This is a genomic window from Acidisarcina polymorpha (assembly GCF_003330725.1).
Taxonomy (GTDB): Bacteria; Acidobacteriota; Terriglobia; order Terriglobales; family Acidobacteriaceae; genus Acidisarcina; species Acidisarcina polymorpha.
The window spans coordinates 5,007,832-5,023,312 of the sequence record NZ_CP030840.1 but is presented as its reverse complement, the minus strand read 5'-3'; the positions used below and the strand labels follow the sequence as shown (position 1 = coordinate 5,023,312).

Below are 15,481 nucleotides of genomic sequence, written 5' to 3'. Positions count from 1 at the left end.
CTTAGAAGAAGCTTTAGGACACTATGAAATCGAAGGCCGGCTTCAGTTGGAGCTCCTCGACACTCAGTTGGACAGCACTGCCTAGGATCTTGCCAGAAGTTGTGGTTCGACAGCGTTGCCCATTTGGCCTGTGTATATGCACGACTAACTCCGCGCTAAACTTAGGTGCTACGAATCCGCTCACTCTCCACCGACCATTGGAAAGTGCTTCCGTCTGCCATGTGACCATACCAAACCTGGTCGGGCAGTTTTTGACACCGATTTTCAATCCATTTTCAAACCAGTGCTTCGGTGCCGCCTTCTGCAGGTGACAAACCGGACTGTTTGAATCTTCGTAACAGAGAAGCCAACGCAACCCCATCGTTGGTTGCAAGGTGCTGTTCACTACTGCAGACCATCCATACCGACTCTGCTGTTCGGGATGTCCTCCGGGGATGTAGGCGTCCTCCGGTGCATAGCGATTGCCACTGTCGGCGGCGAAGCACACGAGTGCATAAAGAGTAAGCAAAAAGGGGCGGTAATCCTCTTGGCGAATGCGCACTGCCAGCGTTCCGTGTTCCATGAAGTTGCTGGTCCTCGGGGCATTACCATCAGTGTGGAGTCCGCAAATCTGCTGACCAGCCAGTTCCCGATGGTGGAGATGACCTTGATCGAACGATGGCACACCGAAATCAGATAGGAACCAGTCCTGCATGAATCGGTGATTTTCGTAACTGCTGAGCTCGGTCGGATCACGATCCGTGTCGTTCGGGTGGAAGGGCGTAATGTTGGCTTTTCGAACGCGAGTGCTGCTCACCTGCAGCGTGGCTGCCAGGGAGCGTGCGAGGTCTTGGCGGAGTTTACTCGCCAAGCCTTCGTAATATTCTGCTTCTTGCGCAAGGGTAGCACTTGGCTGCGCTTTGGCAGCTTCGCTGAGAGCGTCCGCATGGTCCCGAAGACCACGCCAAACACAAGCTGCGTTCTGAAAATAGTAGGGGTTGGCATCCGGTGTGTCGTGGTTGGGGGCGGTCAAGTCAGCTTCCGGCGAGCCCCAAATTAGCCCGTAACGACGGTCTTCAATGTCAAAGGTGCGACGGGAGTACGAGATCCGTTCAGCGACAAATTCGGTCATTCTGCGAAGGGTGGGAAGGCGCTCTTCTAAAGCTTGTACATCGCGGCCGTACCGGAACGACCGTGCGGAGTTCGACAGGAAGAATCCGACATTGAGTGGTCCCTCTACCTGATCCTGTGAATTATAAGCAAAATCTCCATTCGGCAAAATGTACTTGGTAAGGTAGTGGGCAAGGAATTTATCTGCGCTGGCGATTTGACCCCATAATTGATGGGCCCAGACGAACTCGTAACTGGCGACTGGAAACAGAGCATGACTTCTCTCCGGTACAACCGTGTACGCACCTTCACCAACTTGATACGTCGGTTCCAACCCGTGATAGCTGCAACGGCTGATGACTAGGCCCGCTTTTGCCGCTTGGAGAAGCCATTGGTCTGGAATGTCGATGCGGACTCCGGCTTCGAAATATTTTTCCCAATAGATCGCCGTGCTACGAAGAGCGTTGAAGAACTCCTTCCTGGTCCCTCCTACGAATTCTTCGGAGAAACGCATGCCCTCTTCGTCAGGAGCTGAAACAACAGACCCGGGCGGCTCCTTTTCGGAAGCGCCAAGCAGAACACGAATCCGCGCAATCGGGGGAGCTCCGTCTTGCTCTGGTTGGAGAGCCATCATTTCATACCCACGTTTAAACTTTGGATTCCACACTCCGATATGAGCTACCGGTAGGTGTCCGCCAAGGAGTGTCCGTTTGCTGTACCCCGGCGTGTAACTATAACCTTCCGGAAATGAAAACGGCAGATGGTCAGCCATGTCGAGTAAAGGGCCGTTCCGATCGGGCGCCCAGGCCGGGTCATCTTTGCGCTGTCGGGTGTTGCCGGCCTCGTCCAGGTAGATCGAAGCCTTGGGGCCACCGCCATCGCGTCCGACGAATGTCCATCCAATGTATTCACTTCCCAGTGCGGCGACATTCTCAAAGCAGGGATCTTCGGAAGAGCCCAGGACGTATTGCGATGCTCGATCAGGACCGACGTGGAATTGCCCCTCTCGATCCAGGGCGACACCCGGCTCAGCGTTAATTTGCCGTGGCTTGATCTCTCGAATGGTCCCCAGATACTCGTCGAGCCGGAGTACTTCGCCACCAGACTCGTTCAGGTAGACGAGGATACCGCGATGCCGTACGCGATATTCAAGAACCGCTGTTTGGTCATCAAGAATAGCGAGCAGAAGCCAGCCTTTAAAGCTTTCGCCAACCTGTAAAACTTGTGAGTTTCCGGCTAGGAGAAGCGTCAACGATTGGCCGGAAACATGAGCGACACCCACCTTTTCAGCCAACAGCTTCGCTTCCTGCTCCGACAGAAGGGCGTACACGTTCTCAATCCTGCGCGGATTGTAGCTTCTCTTCGAGCCACTGGTCTGATCCGAAGCACGAGCCCCGGACGAGACCAGATTCAGCCCGCTCATCGCCAGAAGCTGAGCAAAATCTCGCCTAGTTAATTTCATCGTTGAACCCCATCGGCAGAGGCATTCCAGTTGAATCAGCCCCGCTAAGTAAAGCCTTCCGCCATCACGCCTAACAATGGGGCAAACGCCCCATTTACAGGAGCACTTCAGTTCTTCAAGGTGAAGTGGCGATCAACTTTGCTGTCCGCGCTTATGGCGAGTCAGGGCATATCCAATGGAGCCGTCATGTTTCAACCGCAACTCTATGTAGCCGCCATGATGCTGATGCTCCTGAGCATGTTGTGCTGGGGGTCGTGGGCAAATACTCTTAAACTAGCCAAAGGCTGGTCATTCCAGGCCTTCTACTGGGACTACGTGGCAGGCATTCTTGCGAGTACCCTGCTCATCGGCACACTTCTTGGTGGCGGAAGAGGCTTTTTCCTTCGGCTGATGCAAGCTGCAACGCCGTCCATCGCGCTCGCCCTAGCGGGTGGCATCGTTTTTAATATCGCGAACTCCCTTCTTGTAGCGGCAATCGAAATGGCTGGTATGGCTGTCGCCTTTCCAATTGGCATAGGCTTAGCGCTCGTTACTGGAGTGATCCTGAACTACATTCAGGAGCCTTCGGGTAACCCTATTCTGCTGGTCTTGGGGATCGGTCTCGTACTCGCCGCGATTCTTCTCAGCGCGCAAGCCTATCGACTGAGAAGTACCATTATTGAAAGTTCTGCTCGGGGAATCGCGATCAGTGTCGTCGCCGGCCTATTAATGGGACTGTTCTATCCTTTTGTCGCTCGGTCTCTTCGTGGTGCACATCCTCTGGACGCGTATACAGTAAGTACCTTCTTCGCGCTCGGTGTACTTCTTTGCGCGTTGCCCTTGAACGCCCTTCTAATGCGACGCCCCCTGACGGATTCTGTGCCGGTGCCGTGGTCTGCTTATACTGGTGCTCCGTCGAGATGGCACCTCGCCGGTCTGCTCGGCGGCGTGATTTGGGCCGTTGGCGCTGAAGCCAACTTTATTGCGTCGCAAGCCCGCATCGTCGGACCGGCGGTTTCCTATGCAATCGGTCAAGGCGCGACACTGATATCTGCTATGTGGGGAGTATTTGTTTGGAGAGAATTTGCAGATGCCCCTGCCGCCTCCAAGCGATTGCTTGCTCCAATGTTTTTGGCTTTTCTGCTTGGCCTATCCGCGGTGGCGATTGCCCCGCTATACCGATGAGGGAATCATGAGCATTGTTGTGTTGGGCAGCATTAATCTTGATATGGTGGTGACCACAGAACGCATGCCTGCCGCCGGGGAAACGATCAGCGGACATGATTTCGCTTTGGTCCCAGGCGGAAAAGGCGCAAACCAGGCAGTGGCCGCAGCAAGATTAAACGGAGAAGAGGTTGTTTTTGCCGGCATGGTTGGCACGGATTCATTCGCTTCCATCATGCGAGAATCTCTCTCCGCGTCAGGTGTAAAAACCAATCATCTCGTTTCCTCCGCCGGCTCGTCGGGGGTCGCCCTCATTACGGTTGACGCCGCCGGCCAGAACAGTATTGTTGTTGTGCCCGGAGCAAACGCAGCGGTAGATCGGAAGTTTGTAGAGGAGCGGCGGACTCTACTGGAACAAGCAAGCGTCCTGCTGTTGCAATTAGAAATTCCAGTCAGTTCGGTTGAGTTCGCTGCCGAGATTGCATTTGCAGCTGGAGTCAATGTTGTTCTCGATCCAGCGCCGGTATGTCCCATGAGCGCCACGCTGTTACGGAACGTGACGTGGCTCACCCCAAACTTCACCGAAGCTTGTCAGATTCTGGGCCGCTCAACAATCGCGGCCTCTCAGATGGACATCGAGGGCATGTTGGACGGCCTCATGGCATTGGGACCAAGGAATGTTCTACTGAAGCTCGGGGAGCATGGACTTGCGGTCGCATTAGGTTCCGGGGAACGCTTCAACATCCCCGCCTATAACGTCACCGCAGTCGATACAACTGCGGCCGGCGACGCCCTCAATGGATCGTTTGCGACTGGGCTTGCACAAGGAATGACTCCCTACGAAGCCGCCAGCTTTGCCAGCGCTGTTGCGGCTATCTCTGTAACACGGCGTGGGGCTCAGACGTCCATGCCCCATCGAGAGGAAGTGGAATCGTTCCTCGCAAGTAAACCTGCTTGTTCCGAGACTTTGGGGAGGTAATTGCCGTGCGCCTTATAAGTTGTGCTTCACAGGCTCTTGGAATAATTCTACCTCTCCTTTTCCTGCTCACGACCGGTGCGGCGGCACAGGCAAGCAAGGAAACGATCCACGCTCCTGCAGGTCATGGAGAGCCTGTAATCTTCGACACAGATATCGGGGACGACATCGATGATGTTCTTGCTTTGGGTCTTGTAATCTCCAGTCGAGAATTACATCTGGTAGGTGTCACCACTGCTTGGGGAGACACGGCCTTGCGTGCCCGGATGGTCGATCGGCTTTTCTTAGAGTGTGGCCTCAATGGCGTCCCAGTGTTGAAAGGGCCGGAGAAGCATCATTCTGGAGAAGCGGCTTTCTCCCAATCAGGTTGGGCGAAACGCGGACCCGCCCACACACACGATGACGCTGTGCAATTCCTTCTCACGCAGGCGCAACTTCACCCGAATGAGATCACGCTGATCAGCGTCGGGCCCATGAGCAATCTCGGTGCTGCAATCGACCGCGACCCTGTGACATTCAAGCAATTCAAGCGAATTGTATTGATGGGAGGTTCTGTGCGGCGCGGCTATGGCGACTTCGGTTATACGAACTCTCACCACATCGATGCGGAGTACAACATAGCCATGGATCCTGAATCGGCGGCGAAGGTTTTCCGTTCGGGGGTTCCCCTGTATGTGATGCCGGTCGACTCAACACAGATCAAACTTGGAGAGTTGCAACGGGAGTTGCTTTTTACGCATTCCACGCCGCTCACCGACGCTTTAACGCTTAACTACCAGCAATGGTCGCATACGACCAAACAGCAGACACCAACCATGTATGACGCTATGGCCGTTGCTTTCGCGATAGATCCAAAGCTCTGCCCTGTGACCCCCCTACATCTGATCGTGGATGCAAAGGGATTCACACGGGAAACTGCCGGACCCCCAAACGCCCAAGTCTGTCTCGATTCAGATTCGGATCAGTTTTTTCGCTTCTACATTCCTCGTCTTCTTGGTTCACAAAACGAGGGTCAACCGTGAGGTTTCATTCGTTCAAAGGACGTCTCAGGGTGTCTAGCTTGTTGACGTGCCTTTTGTCTGCAGTACCATTGATCGCTCTCACTGGTCTTAGTCCGTCTGGATCTCTCGTCCAAGCTCAGAGACCCAACGCCAGCGCGCCTAGCTTATGGGAAGGAACGGGGACGATGAGCGGTGGTGTTCCTGTTGATTACTACCTTGACCTTCAGGAGGACACTCAAAGCATTCGCGGTCGCGTCCATATGACCTGGGGATGGACAGAAATAGACAGATCAATAGTAAATGGAGACACTTTCACCCTCTACTTGCGGAATGCCATCCCAATCCACGTCGTCTGCAAGCAACTGGGCCAAGAACTGTTGATCGTCATTTACGATCCTCGAACTTCCCCTTTTTCTTTCAAAGCGCATCCCGTGCGTCAGTTTCCAGAGCTGCCGGTCCCTCGGCCGCTTCCCGCCATTGCTGACATCTCGGCGGGTCGCGTCGCACTCGCGACACCGCCTATGGGATGGAACAGTTGGAACCACTTCGCAGAGCGCATCGATGACACTACCGTGCGAAGTATTGCAGACGCTCTGGTCAAGACGGGTATGCGGGATGCAGGCTATCGCTACCTCGTTATTGACGAGGGCTGGGCTGCCGCGCGCGGAATCGACGGACGCCTACGCGGAAACACAAAATTTCCCGATATGAAGGCGTTGGCAGATTACGTCCATTCTCGCGGACTTCTCTTCGGTATCTATTCTTCACCGGGGCCGCTTACGTGCGGCGCTTACACCGCAAGTTTCGGCCATGAAGACGATGACGCAAGAGCCTTTGCGCTTTGGGGAGTTGATTACCTGAAGTATGACTGGTGTAGCGCGGGAGAACTCTATCCACAATCGGCCATGAGGTCTGTTTATCAGAAGATGGGATCTGCCTTGCAGCGCACTGGACGCCCAATTGCATTCGCTATTTGTCAATATGGGCAAGAGGAGGTAGCACGATGGGGAGCTGCGGCCGGCGGCAGCCTTTGGCGCATTTCCGCTGATATCCAGGACACTTGGGATTCCATGCGACTCAACAGCCTCGCCGATGAGGAGATACCGCACAAGGAGCATGATAGCGTCTGGAATGATCCAGATATGCTGGAAGTCGGCAACGGCGGTATGACCGACGCCGAATACCGCACTCATATGAGCTTGTGGGCTTTGCTCGGTGCGCCGCTTATTCTGGGGAATGACCCGCGCGATCTGGACGACGCAACAAGGAAGATACTGCTGAACCGTGAGGTGATCGCCATCGATCAGGACCCCGGTCAGGGTCGCGGAAAGGTGCTTTCACGGAAGGACAACATTGAGATCTGGATTAAACCTCTAGGTGATGGATCAATAGTCATAGGGATTGTTAATGCCGATGTGCGCCGAAAGCGGGTGGAACTTGCCTGGAAAGACGTTGGCCTTGTGCAGGCTCCGCTTCACCTACGTGATCTCTGGGCCCATAAATACCTGACTACACACTCTTCTGGTGTGGCGGCGACGCTAGATTCACATCAGACTCTGTTGCTGCGTGTTTACCCCTCTTAGATGGATGGAGGACACGTAGAAGGTGTCGATAGCGAGTCTGGCCTCGGTTAGTACATCTGCCCCATGTTCAAGAGTGAACCAATCGACTAGCGTGGCTTTCGAAGTGGAAAGCCGCGCTCGGAACGTGAGGGCTCGGACAATGAAAGCAACTTTCAGGTACGTGTGCATAAAGGAGCATTAATGCGACTCTTCATCAAACGAACGCGGCTCATCGCCAACATTCTCGCAGCCATTTCGCTTACAATGACGCTGTTCATGTTGGTTCCTAACACAAGCGTGGCTCAGTCGAGATCCAGTGGGCCGTGCGATGTCTATAGCGGCTCCACCCCGTGCGTCGCTGCTTATAGCACAATTCGGGCTCTGTTTTCCTCCTACAATGGTTCACTCTATCAGGTGACCCGGAAATCCGATAATGGGACAAGCGATATCGGACTTCTTTCTGACGGCTTTGCCAACGCGGGGACTCAAGACTCGTTTTGCGCCGGCACCGTGTGCACGATCACGAAGATCTACGATCAGACGAGCAATGACAACCACCTGACACCGGCACCTCCGGGAGGAGCTGCGAGCGGGCCTGGGCCTAGCGGCTACGATCTGCCGGCGTTTGCAACGGCACTCCCTGTGATGGCTGGCGGTCATCACGTGTATGGCTTGAATGTACAGCCAGGCATCGGCTATCGAAACGATGGGACCAACGGCATCGCCACGAACGGCAGTCCTGAGGGCGTCTACATGGTGACGTCTGCGCTCAATCTTAATACCCTGTGCTGTTTCGATTTCGGCAACGCGGAGGTATCAAACAATGACACTGGTGAAGGCCACATGGACGCACTCAATATGATCTGCCCCGGAACGCCATGTAATCCCGCCGCAGGGCTTGACGTGGAGAATGGAATCGTCGGATTTCTGGGGGTACCTTCGGGAACGCAGTTTGTAACGGACATGGGTTCAAATAACGGCCAGACGACCTACCAGATCTATCAAGGCAATGCACAGTCTGGTGCACTCAGTACGACAGGGCTCACTACGCTTCCTTCTCAGTATCAGCCAATGCACCAAGAGGGTGCAATCATTCTGGGTATAGGTGGGGACAACAGTAATGGGGCGTCGGGCTACTTCTTCGAGGGAGCGATGACGGCGGGCGTTCCTTCCAGCAGCTCGATGGCCTCAGTGCAGGCGAACATAGTGTCTGCGAACTATGCAGGTCCGATAAATCTGCTCAATGATGGGGGGTTCGAGTGGGACAGCCAAAACGTTCTTGGCAATGGATGGTTCCACTACGGCCCTACTGGAACGTCAGGCGTCGATGTACAGCAAGGTAAAGCACATTCCGGCCTGAATAATGGTTGGACGTACGACACGTCCTCGAGCTGGACAGGAATCGGCCAGAACTTTAACGTGACGCCAAGCACCAATTACCAGCTCACCGCCTGGTTTACATGCTCCGCGAACTTCGGGAAGAACGCTTATTTAGGTGTGTCAGACACGAGCGGTAATAACAAAACCGAGCTGAATTGGGGCGACACATGCAGTCCGACTTCATATCAACAATACACAGTGACATTCAACTCCGGCTCTTTGACGACGATGCAGGTATACTTCGGCTTCAACAATGGGCAGTCAAGCGGAAGCTGGATTCTCTTCGACGATGTTCAGGTCATTCCCCAGTAGCCAGGAAGGCAGCACTAGCGTTTTCTGAACATACGCCAGCCGGAGTAGATGAAGAGAGCTTTATGGCCGATAGCAAACCGCCGGTCTTCGATTTGGAATCCTTCCTCTCAGACGTGGGGCTTGGGAGACGAATCGTTCGTGTGAAGCCAAAGAAGACTTTCTTCGCGCAAGGTGATCCTGCAGACTGCGTCTTCTATCTCAAGTCCGGTCGAGCGAAAGTATCTGTCATTTCGAAGCGAGGTAAGGAAGCTACGGTTTCGCTAGCGTCGGATGGAGATTTCGTCGGGGAGGAATCTCTGGCGCAGATTCCTGGCTTGCGTCTCGCGACTGCAACCGCGCTAACTCCCTGTGTCGCTATGAAGATCTCACGGACGGAGATGGTTCGAGCGTTGCATGAGCAACACGCCTTCTCGGACCTCTTCTTGAAGTTCCTGATCGCGCGTGGAATGAGGGTACAGGCGGATCTGGTCGATCAACTCTTCAATTCGAGCGAAAAACGTTTAGCACGCATCCTGCTGTTGATGGCGGAGTACGGTCAGCCCGGCGAACCTGAGCTCTTGATCCCCGAGATAACGCATGAGTCTTTGGCTGAAATTGTTGGAACGACGCGACCCAGAGTGACGTTCTTCATGAACCGGTTTCGTCAGCTTGGTTTTATAGAGTACAACGGTCGAATTCGCGTCCACAAATCGCTCCTGAACGTGATCTTGCACGACTGAATTCGATACGCCGCCAGTTATACGATCTTCGACATAGCTGGGCCCACGGGAAGCGCCCGCGCGGTGGTCACAAGCACGACCCCGGCGAGAGCCAGAACACCTCCACAGAGGGTTGAAATCTGCGGACGTTCACCGAGCCAGAACCAAGCAATGACAAACGCCAGTAGGGGCACGATATAGAGAAGGCTACCTGCTTTCGAAGCTGGTAAACGGGACAGCACAACGGCCCAAGTGAGGTATGCGAACGCCGCCGGAAAGACGCCAAGATACACCACTGAGAGTGTAGCGTGAAGCGGAGAAGTTCTGCACGCGTTCACGAATCCAGGTAGAAAGAACAAGCTGGCGAGAGTTCCACTCCACATGGAGTAACAAGTTAGCTCCAGAGGCCGATACGAAGCTAAGAGCCTCTTTTGCAGAACGAAAAAAACTGCTTGCAGCGCAGCAGCAAGCACAACCAAAAGCGCCCATGGGTCGAGAGCTACGCGACTATTGAGTGTAGTGACGACCACGGCGACCCCGCCCAGGCTAACGATCAGTCCGAGCCACGCCCTTGGCCGTATGCGCTCCTTCAGAAAGAACATTGCGAGCAATGCCGTTATCACCGGTGCGCAGTTTACCAGCAGGCTAGCTGTTCCGGAGGGAACATGGGTTTCTCCATAGCTGAGAGCAAGGTTGTAACCTCCAATTCCAATAAGGCCAAGGAGAAGGAGAGAGGGCAAATGCCTTGGCTTTGGAACTCTGATCCTGGCGAATGGAGCGATGAGAATGAAAGCGCCTGATGCTGTCAGCAGCCGCAATAAGACAAGATGCTGCGGAGCGTATCCTGACAAACCTGCGCGGATAGCGGGAAAGGATGATGCCCACAGAACGAGGGTTATTCCGATACAGAGCGGGAGGGTCAGTTTCTTTGCGCCTTGTGAAGCTTTCACGGGTACTCCCAAACGTAAACAGTACGATCTTTTGGCTTCTCTGTCTTGCGGCCATGAACTACAAACCGGCGTACCAGTCGTAACCCAACTTCGTCCAGTAATCATCCGGCTTGTCGTTCGTGTAGGCAATGAGCCCGATGCGCTTGATTTGCTTATATCCGTATTTCGTGGGCATGTGGAGCCGCAACGGAGCCCCGTGAAGCTGCGTCAGTGGAGCTTCCATCATCTCGGTCACCAGCATCGTTTGAGGATGCCGCATCACGTCCAGATCGTAGCCCGTGTAGTAGTTCCCGTCCGGGGTCTCCATGTAGACATAGAACGGATCTTTGCCGTTGATCTTCGCCGGCGGATACGTCTCCAGAAAGTCCGCCATACGAACACCGGCCCAATGCACGATCTGGCTCCAGCCCTCGATACACTTGAACTGTGTCACCAGTTCATGCCGTGGCAGCTTGGTAACTTCCGCAATCGGCAGAAGCAGTCCTGCGGTCTTGGGGGGTAGTGTCGAGCCGCTTTCGCCGGCCTCTTCCGTCCCGCGCGCCATGCGGCCGGTATGGTTCTCGTCCTCTTCCGCCTGGGCCTGCATCGCTTCCGGAGCCATCTTGTTAGCGGTCGAAAGTTTCGGGTCGACCTTCGTATCGTGGTCTTTGTCTTCATGCTCTGACGGAGTCTTATACCTATAATCCCAGGCAGTAACATCCTCTACATAGAGCGGATGCTGCGATGCGCCGTTCATTCCAACCAACTGTAAGCGCCAGCTTTCGAGCTCAAGATCCATTCGCAATCCGAAGACGCCATTCACGCGGAGATTCTCCGCAAGGTGAACCGGATAAGTCGGTGCGAGCTCCCTATTTCGGAAGAGATTGCGTGACAGTGACTGATTGAACTGGTACGCGCTCCGCAACAGAGGCGGTTGCCTCCCTGCGCTGAGGTCTGTGTCCAGATAACGATAAAGGCCGTACGCAGCAGCTGTACCCACTCCTGCGACCAGAAATGAGCGGCGCGTATGCTGTCTGGACATAGTGAGCACTTTCGCGGCCGCGGCAATGTTCGTTGTGTCTGTTTCAATTTCTGCGCGAGCCTCTTCCTCTGCAGTCCTGTGGAGTTGTATATCCTCCGCTTCAGCCGGTAACGCCAATTGGTCCTTAACTGAGTCGACCGCCATGGCTTTGTCTGGGGCCGGTTCGCCTAAGCGTAGGGACGTTCGATCTGTGGCTGAGTCAAATGCTGTGGTGACGACTGGCTGCTCTGCTATTGGGCGCGATTCGGTCGACTGCGCTTCAACTCGCGTAGATTCAGTTGCAGTGGCCGGCTGGTCCGATGGCGCAATCTCTTGATGTTGATGTTCGTCGTCCCTCATCGCCACATCTTCCTTTCCGCCTCGATTGAAGGTGAGTCCTCTCCCTGCACTTCGAGTCCGCTCACCATAGAGCGGAAGTTATTCCATCCAGCCACAATGACCTGGGCTACATGGACACCGAAGAACCCGAGCAATGCCCATGTGATCCAAAAGTGCAACCAACGCGCCATTTCGTACCCCCCGAGCAAGCTGGTCAGCCAATGCGCTGACGTTGGCTTGAAGATCGCCAAACCGGTAATGAGCATCCCAGCGCCCATAAGGATCACAGAGGTGTATGCGATCCTTTGAGCACCGTTGTACTTGGTCTGTGGGGGCAGGCCCCTACGCAGGTGCATGTCCACCAGTGTCACCTGAATCGCCTCACGCAGGCTTTTTCGTTGCGGCAGCAGAAAGTGCCACTCGCCCGAGAGCCATGTGTACACCACCCAAGCCAGTCCATTCAGCGCAAAGATCCACATGAAAAAGAAGTGGTACCCGAGCCCCTGTGTCACGTGGTAGGGCACATTCAATTTGGCATAGAACCAGTCTGGAAAAAAGCGGAACACTGTGACCTTTCCTAGACCGAGACGGTAAATGCGGTGCGGGTGCTCGTATGAATTATCAGAGTCATTCCAATAGATGAGCAGCCCACTCCAGACCATCGTGAACAACACCGGGAAGTTGATCCAATGCATCCATCGAATAGCCAATGGATGCTTTTGCTCAAGGTGAATGCCAGCCGAGTCATCTGATTTGGAAACTGGAAGGGATGCATGTTTAGTCTCGTTTGTGCTGCTTGTCCACCTAACGTGCATGGACTGAAGAAAATCAGCTAACGATCTCATCGCGATTTGCTCCTTTCCTGAATTGCGTCCGACGGAATGCGACTTGATCAGTTCCTACAGATTTTCAGCCACTTGGGGAGAGCGAGCTACTGAGGCGGCCACGATTGTCTTACCAAGGTGCCGGTTTCTTTCCGAATCTCCAGTTCAGCCCCAGAGTCGCCGTATCGAGGTTGCTGGATGGAACAAGCAGAGGCCCTGATTGGAAGACAGGCGTGCTTGCCCAATCGTGGCGATATTCCAGCTTTGTCTGGAAGCCGTGGGTAATGACATACGTTGCGACCGCAGAGATCCCATTCAGAGTTCTTGGTGACCCACTGATCATGCCCCCGGCATCATTAAAGTGTTCGAATCGCAGCGCTCCTATCCAGCGGCCTGATATTTGATGACTGAGGTAAACCGAACCGGCTGTCGCCCGCAAGGCACGGGCGTCCGTGGAGGGCTTCGCCGTGTAGAAGAAAAACTCGGAGGTTAATGTATATGCTCCATGAGTCACCGCGCCGTAGGCGTTTGCGATCTGCGCTTTCGCCCCCAGCTGGTTTATTGGGTGTCCAGTAGAACTTCCCGTCGAGGAAGTGCTGAAGTCCGGCTGGCCATAGTAGTAGTTGAATTGCGTCATCCAGGTCGGGTGATGTAGGGCGACCGCAGCTACATGCGAGCCGAGCCCTTTTCCTTCAGGTCCTTCGTTGATTCCGTTCACCAACGAGTATTGAACGCTCAAAGACTTTGTCATCGGATATGTCGTCCTGAGACCGACGTGGTAGATCGGTACGAGATCAAGGATGTAGCCCCGAGACAGTGCAATCTGGTCAGCGGTGTAGAAGCTCTCGAGACCGACCGGACTGAAGAACTGGCCGAAATCCACCTGCAGTCCCTTGCCTACCGGCGCAACGTATGACCCGTAGGCTTGCAATACGTTCTTGTTCTGCATGGGCCGTGCGAAGGGAAAATCGTCGAGTTGTCCGAAGAGCAGATCCAACCGAAACCCCGCTCGCGCGCCGCGTTCCGGCTCAGGTGTTCGTTCGATAACAACGCCTACCTCGCTCAGGGAGAGCGTGTTGCTTCGGGAATCGTAGACTCGCAATGTGTTTTGATGGTTGGCGGGATGAAGTGAATTAAAGCTGTAGTACCCCTCAAAGTTGAAATTGAAAGTGATCTCGCCGGGCGCGATTGCCGACGCATCCGGCTCTATCGCTACTGTGTCCTTGGCTCTAGAAAGCTCGCCCGCAATTGAAGGTGAGATCGGCGGTGTCGGCATGGTTGCAAGGGTGTCTGGAACGCTCAGGTTCAAGGCAGGCGTCTGCGGGGCGGCCTTGCCTTCGAGAAGTGCGATCCGCTCCTCCAGCCGCTCTATTCGTTCCAGCAACTGTGCCTGGCTTTCATTTGGGCGCAGAGTTGCTTCCTGAGAATGCAATGGTGTGAGCGCGAGCATGACGATGAGCGTCGATCCGACTCCCTCCAAGATCCTCATCACATTATTCCCTTTCAGACCGCAACAGATGCGCCCAGGGGTTCTTCATATTTGGCGCGCGTTCCATTTGACTCGACGTGGCATGGCCTAAAGTCTTGGGAGTTCCCCCGATCATCGGAGTAGTCCATTTAGCAGTTACGAAGCGCCACCTTGACGGTTCCCGCCGAACGATCCCGCATCAATGCGTAGCCACGCACGGCCTCGGCGAGCGGAAGAATATCAGTGAAGATGATGCTCGGATCAATGCGACCGCTCTCCACCAGCGGAAGCAGCCGGTTGACGTAGGTGTTGACGGTGACGATACCCGTGTGGATGTGCAGGTTGCGAAACGCGGCCGCCGAATAAGGCGCATCTACCGGCGCGAAGAGATGCCCAAGGCCGGTCACGCTGATCGAAGCACCGGCACGCGCGACCTCAAGCGTCTGCGTCAGGGACGACCTCCCACCGATTGTATCGATGACCGATGCGGCACCGCGGCCATCGGTCTGTTCCTTCACGTAGGCAACCGCATCCGCGTTGTTCGCGTTCAAGACATGCGTTGCGCCAGCTTTGTTGCCAAGTTCAAGCCGGCAGTCATGGCGTCCGATCAGGACGATTGCGGCAGGACCAAAGAGAGTGGCCGCCATCACCGTAGACAGGCCGACCGCACCGTCGCCAAAGACGACAACGGTCTCGCCTGGCTGAATTCTGGCGTTTACGGCACCGTGGAAGCCGGTCGAAAAGTTATCGCCAAGTGGCAGGACGCGAGTGTCGTCTGCGCCACCGCTCAGGCTCTCGGGAAGCTTGAACAGAGTCCCGTTGGCATAAGGGACGCGGACAAATTCCGATTGCCCTCCCTGAACGTCCTCTCCGCCGTGCTCCAGGAACATGGGCGAACCGAAGAGGCCGAAGTGCTCGCACGCGGGGTACTGGCCGAGCTTGCAATAGAAACATTCACCGTCGACGAACCCGGCCGAAGCGACCACACGGTCGCCCGGTTTTACGACGGTCACGTCCTTGCCGACTTCCTCGACAACGCCGACGAATTCATGGCCGGTTCGCATTCCCGGCTTATAGCCAACCTCTGGGCCGTTCTGGGTGAATTCCAGATCCGCGCCGCAAATTCCAGCAAGCGTCACCCGGACGATGGCGTCGCCTGGGTTGAGCAGCTTGGGCTGGGGCAGATCGCCAACCCGCACTTCAGCGCGCTCGTTGTAGTATGTCGCTATCATCGTAAGGTTCCTCGTCCTTCGGGTAGGTGGAAAGGGGTTAGGGTG

Annotated in this window: 12 protein-coding genes; 6 read left to right on the top strand and 6 right to left on the bottom strand. The window is 55.0% G+C overall.

The features are described 5' to 3' along the window. Positions 1-13: 13 nt before the first annotated feature. On the bottom strand, positions 14-2,551 hold the full coding sequence (locus ACPOL_RS21240; RefSeq protein WP_150133086.1) for a hypothetical protein: 2,538 nt from the start codon (positions 2,549-2,551) through the stop codon (positions 14-16). Positions 2,552-2,737: 186 nt separating this feature from the next. On the opposite strand from ACPOL_RS21240, the gene ACPOL_RS21235 reads away from it, so the two are divergent. The 6 genes from ACPOL_RS21235 (at position 2,738) to ACPOL_RS21210 (ending at position 9,644) form a co-directional block, all read left to right on the top strand. Further along, positions 2,738-3,715: a GRP family sugar transporter gene (locus tag ACPOL_RS21235; RefSeq protein ID WP_114208830.1), complete on the top strand. Its 978-nt coding sequence runs from the start codon at positions 2,738-2,740 to the stop codon at positions 3,713-3,715. A gap of 7 nt (positions 3,716-3,722) precedes the next feature. Beyond that, positions 3,723-4,673 (top strand): ribokinase, encoded by a 951-nt coding sequence (gene rbsK, locus ACPOL_RS21230; RefSeq protein ID WP_161557490.1) that lies wholly within the window; start codon positions 3,723-3,725, stop codon positions 4,671-4,673. A gap of 5 nt (positions 4,674-4,678) precedes the next feature. Continuing rightward, complete coding sequence (locus ACPOL_RS21225; protein WP_161557489.1) at positions 4,679-5,692, top strand: nucleoside hydrolase; 1,014 nt, start codon at positions 4,679-4,681, stop codon at positions 5,690-5,692. A 164-nt stretch (positions 5,693-5,856) separates the two neighbouring features. Beyond that, positions 5,857-7,254 (top strand): glycoside hydrolase family 27 protein, encoded by a 1,398-nt coding sequence (locus tag ACPOL_RS21220; RefSeq protein ID WP_114208827.1) that lies wholly within the window; start codon positions 5,857-5,859, stop codon positions 7,252-7,254. Between the two features lie 180 nt (positions 7,255-7,434). Continuing rightward, positions 7,435-8,925, top strand: a complete 1,491-nt coding sequence (locus ACPOL_RS21215) for an arabinofuranosidase catalytic domain-containing protein (protein ID WP_114208826.1) — start codon at positions 7,435-7,437, stop codon at positions 8,923-8,925. Positions 8,926-8,987: 62 nt separating this feature from the next. Further along, complete coding sequence (locus ACPOL_RS21210; protein ID WP_114208825.1) at positions 8,988-9,644, top strand: Crp/Fnr family transcriptional regulator; 657 nt, start codon at positions 8,988-8,990, stop codon at positions 9,642-9,644. A gap of 17 nt (positions 9,645-9,661) precedes the next feature. On the opposite strand, the gene ACPOL_RS21205 is transcribed toward ACPOL_RS21210, so the two are convergent. From ACPOL_RS21205 to ACPOL_RS21185, 5 genes are all read right to left on the bottom strand, one after another. After that, positions 9,662-10,573 (bottom strand): DMT family transporter, encoded by a 912-nt coding sequence (locus ACPOL_RS21205; RefSeq protein WP_201758919.1) that lies wholly within the window; start codon positions 10,571-10,573, stop codon positions 9,662-9,664. A 58-nt stretch (positions 10,574-10,631) separates the two neighbouring features. Beyond that, positions 10,632-11,933, bottom strand: coding sequence for a molybdopterin-dependent oxidoreductase (locus ACPOL_RS21200; protein ID WP_236656930.1), 1,302 nt, complete (start codon positions 11,931-11,933; stop codon positions 10,632-10,634). Beyond that, on the bottom strand, positions 11,930-12,622 hold the full coding sequence (locus ACPOL_RS21195) for a cytochrome b/b6 domain-containing protein (RefSeq protein WP_338026689.1): 693 nt from the start codon (positions 12,620-12,622) through the stop codon (positions 11,930-11,932). The genes ACPOL_RS21200 and ACPOL_RS21195 overlap by 4 nt, the downstream gene beginning before the upstream one ends. A gap of 244 nt (positions 12,623-12,866) precedes the next feature. Further along, on the bottom strand, positions 12,867-14,225 hold the full coding sequence (locus tag ACPOL_RS21190; RefSeq protein ID WP_114208823.1) for an outer membrane beta-barrel protein: 1,359 nt from the start codon (positions 14,223-14,225) through the stop codon (positions 12,867-12,869). Positions 14,226-14,353: 128 nt separating this feature from the next. Then, positions 14,354-15,436, bottom strand: a complete 1,083-nt coding sequence (locus tag ACPOL_RS21185; protein ID WP_114208822.1) for an alcohol dehydrogenase catalytic domain-containing protein — start codon at positions 15,434-15,436, stop codon at positions 14,354-14,356. Positions 15,437-15,481: the final 45 nt, after the last annotated feature.

Coding starts and splice junctions, on each gene's coding strand:
- ACPOL_RS21200 (WP_236656930.1), bottom strand. CDS start 11,933: ATGAGGGACGACGAACATCAACATCAAGAGATTGCGCCATCGGACCAG.
- ACPOL_RS21215 (WP_114208826.1), top strand. CDS start 7,435: ATGCGACTCTTCATCAAACGAACGCGGCTCATCGCCAACATTCTCGCA.
- ACPOL_RS21235 (WP_114208830.1), top strand. CDS start 2,738: ATGTTTCAACCGCAACTCTATGTAGCCGCCATGATGCTGATGCTCCTG.
- ACPOL_RS21240 (WP_150133086.1), bottom strand. CDS start 2,551: ATGAAATTAACTAGGCGAGATTTTGCTCAGCTTCTGGCGATGAGCGGG.
- rbsK (WP_161557490.1), top strand. CDS start 3,723: ATGAGCATTGTTGTGTTGGGCAGCATTAATCTTGATATGGTGGTGACC.
- ACPOL_RS21185 (WP_114208822.1), bottom strand. CDS start 15,436: ATGATAGCGACATACTACAACGAGCGCGCTGAAGTGCGGGTTGGCGAT.
- ACPOL_RS21220 (WP_114208827.1), top strand. CDS start 5,857: ATGAGCGGTGGTGTTCCTGTTGATTACTACCTTGACCTTCAGGAGGAC.
- ACPOL_RS21190 (WP_114208823.1), bottom strand. CDS start 14,225: ATGAGGATCTTGGAGGGAGTCGGATCGACGCTCATCGTCATGCTCGCG.
- ACPOL_RS21210 (WP_114208825.1), top strand. CDS start 8,988: ATGGCCGATAGCAAACCGCCGGTCTTCGATTTGGAATCCTTCCTCTCA.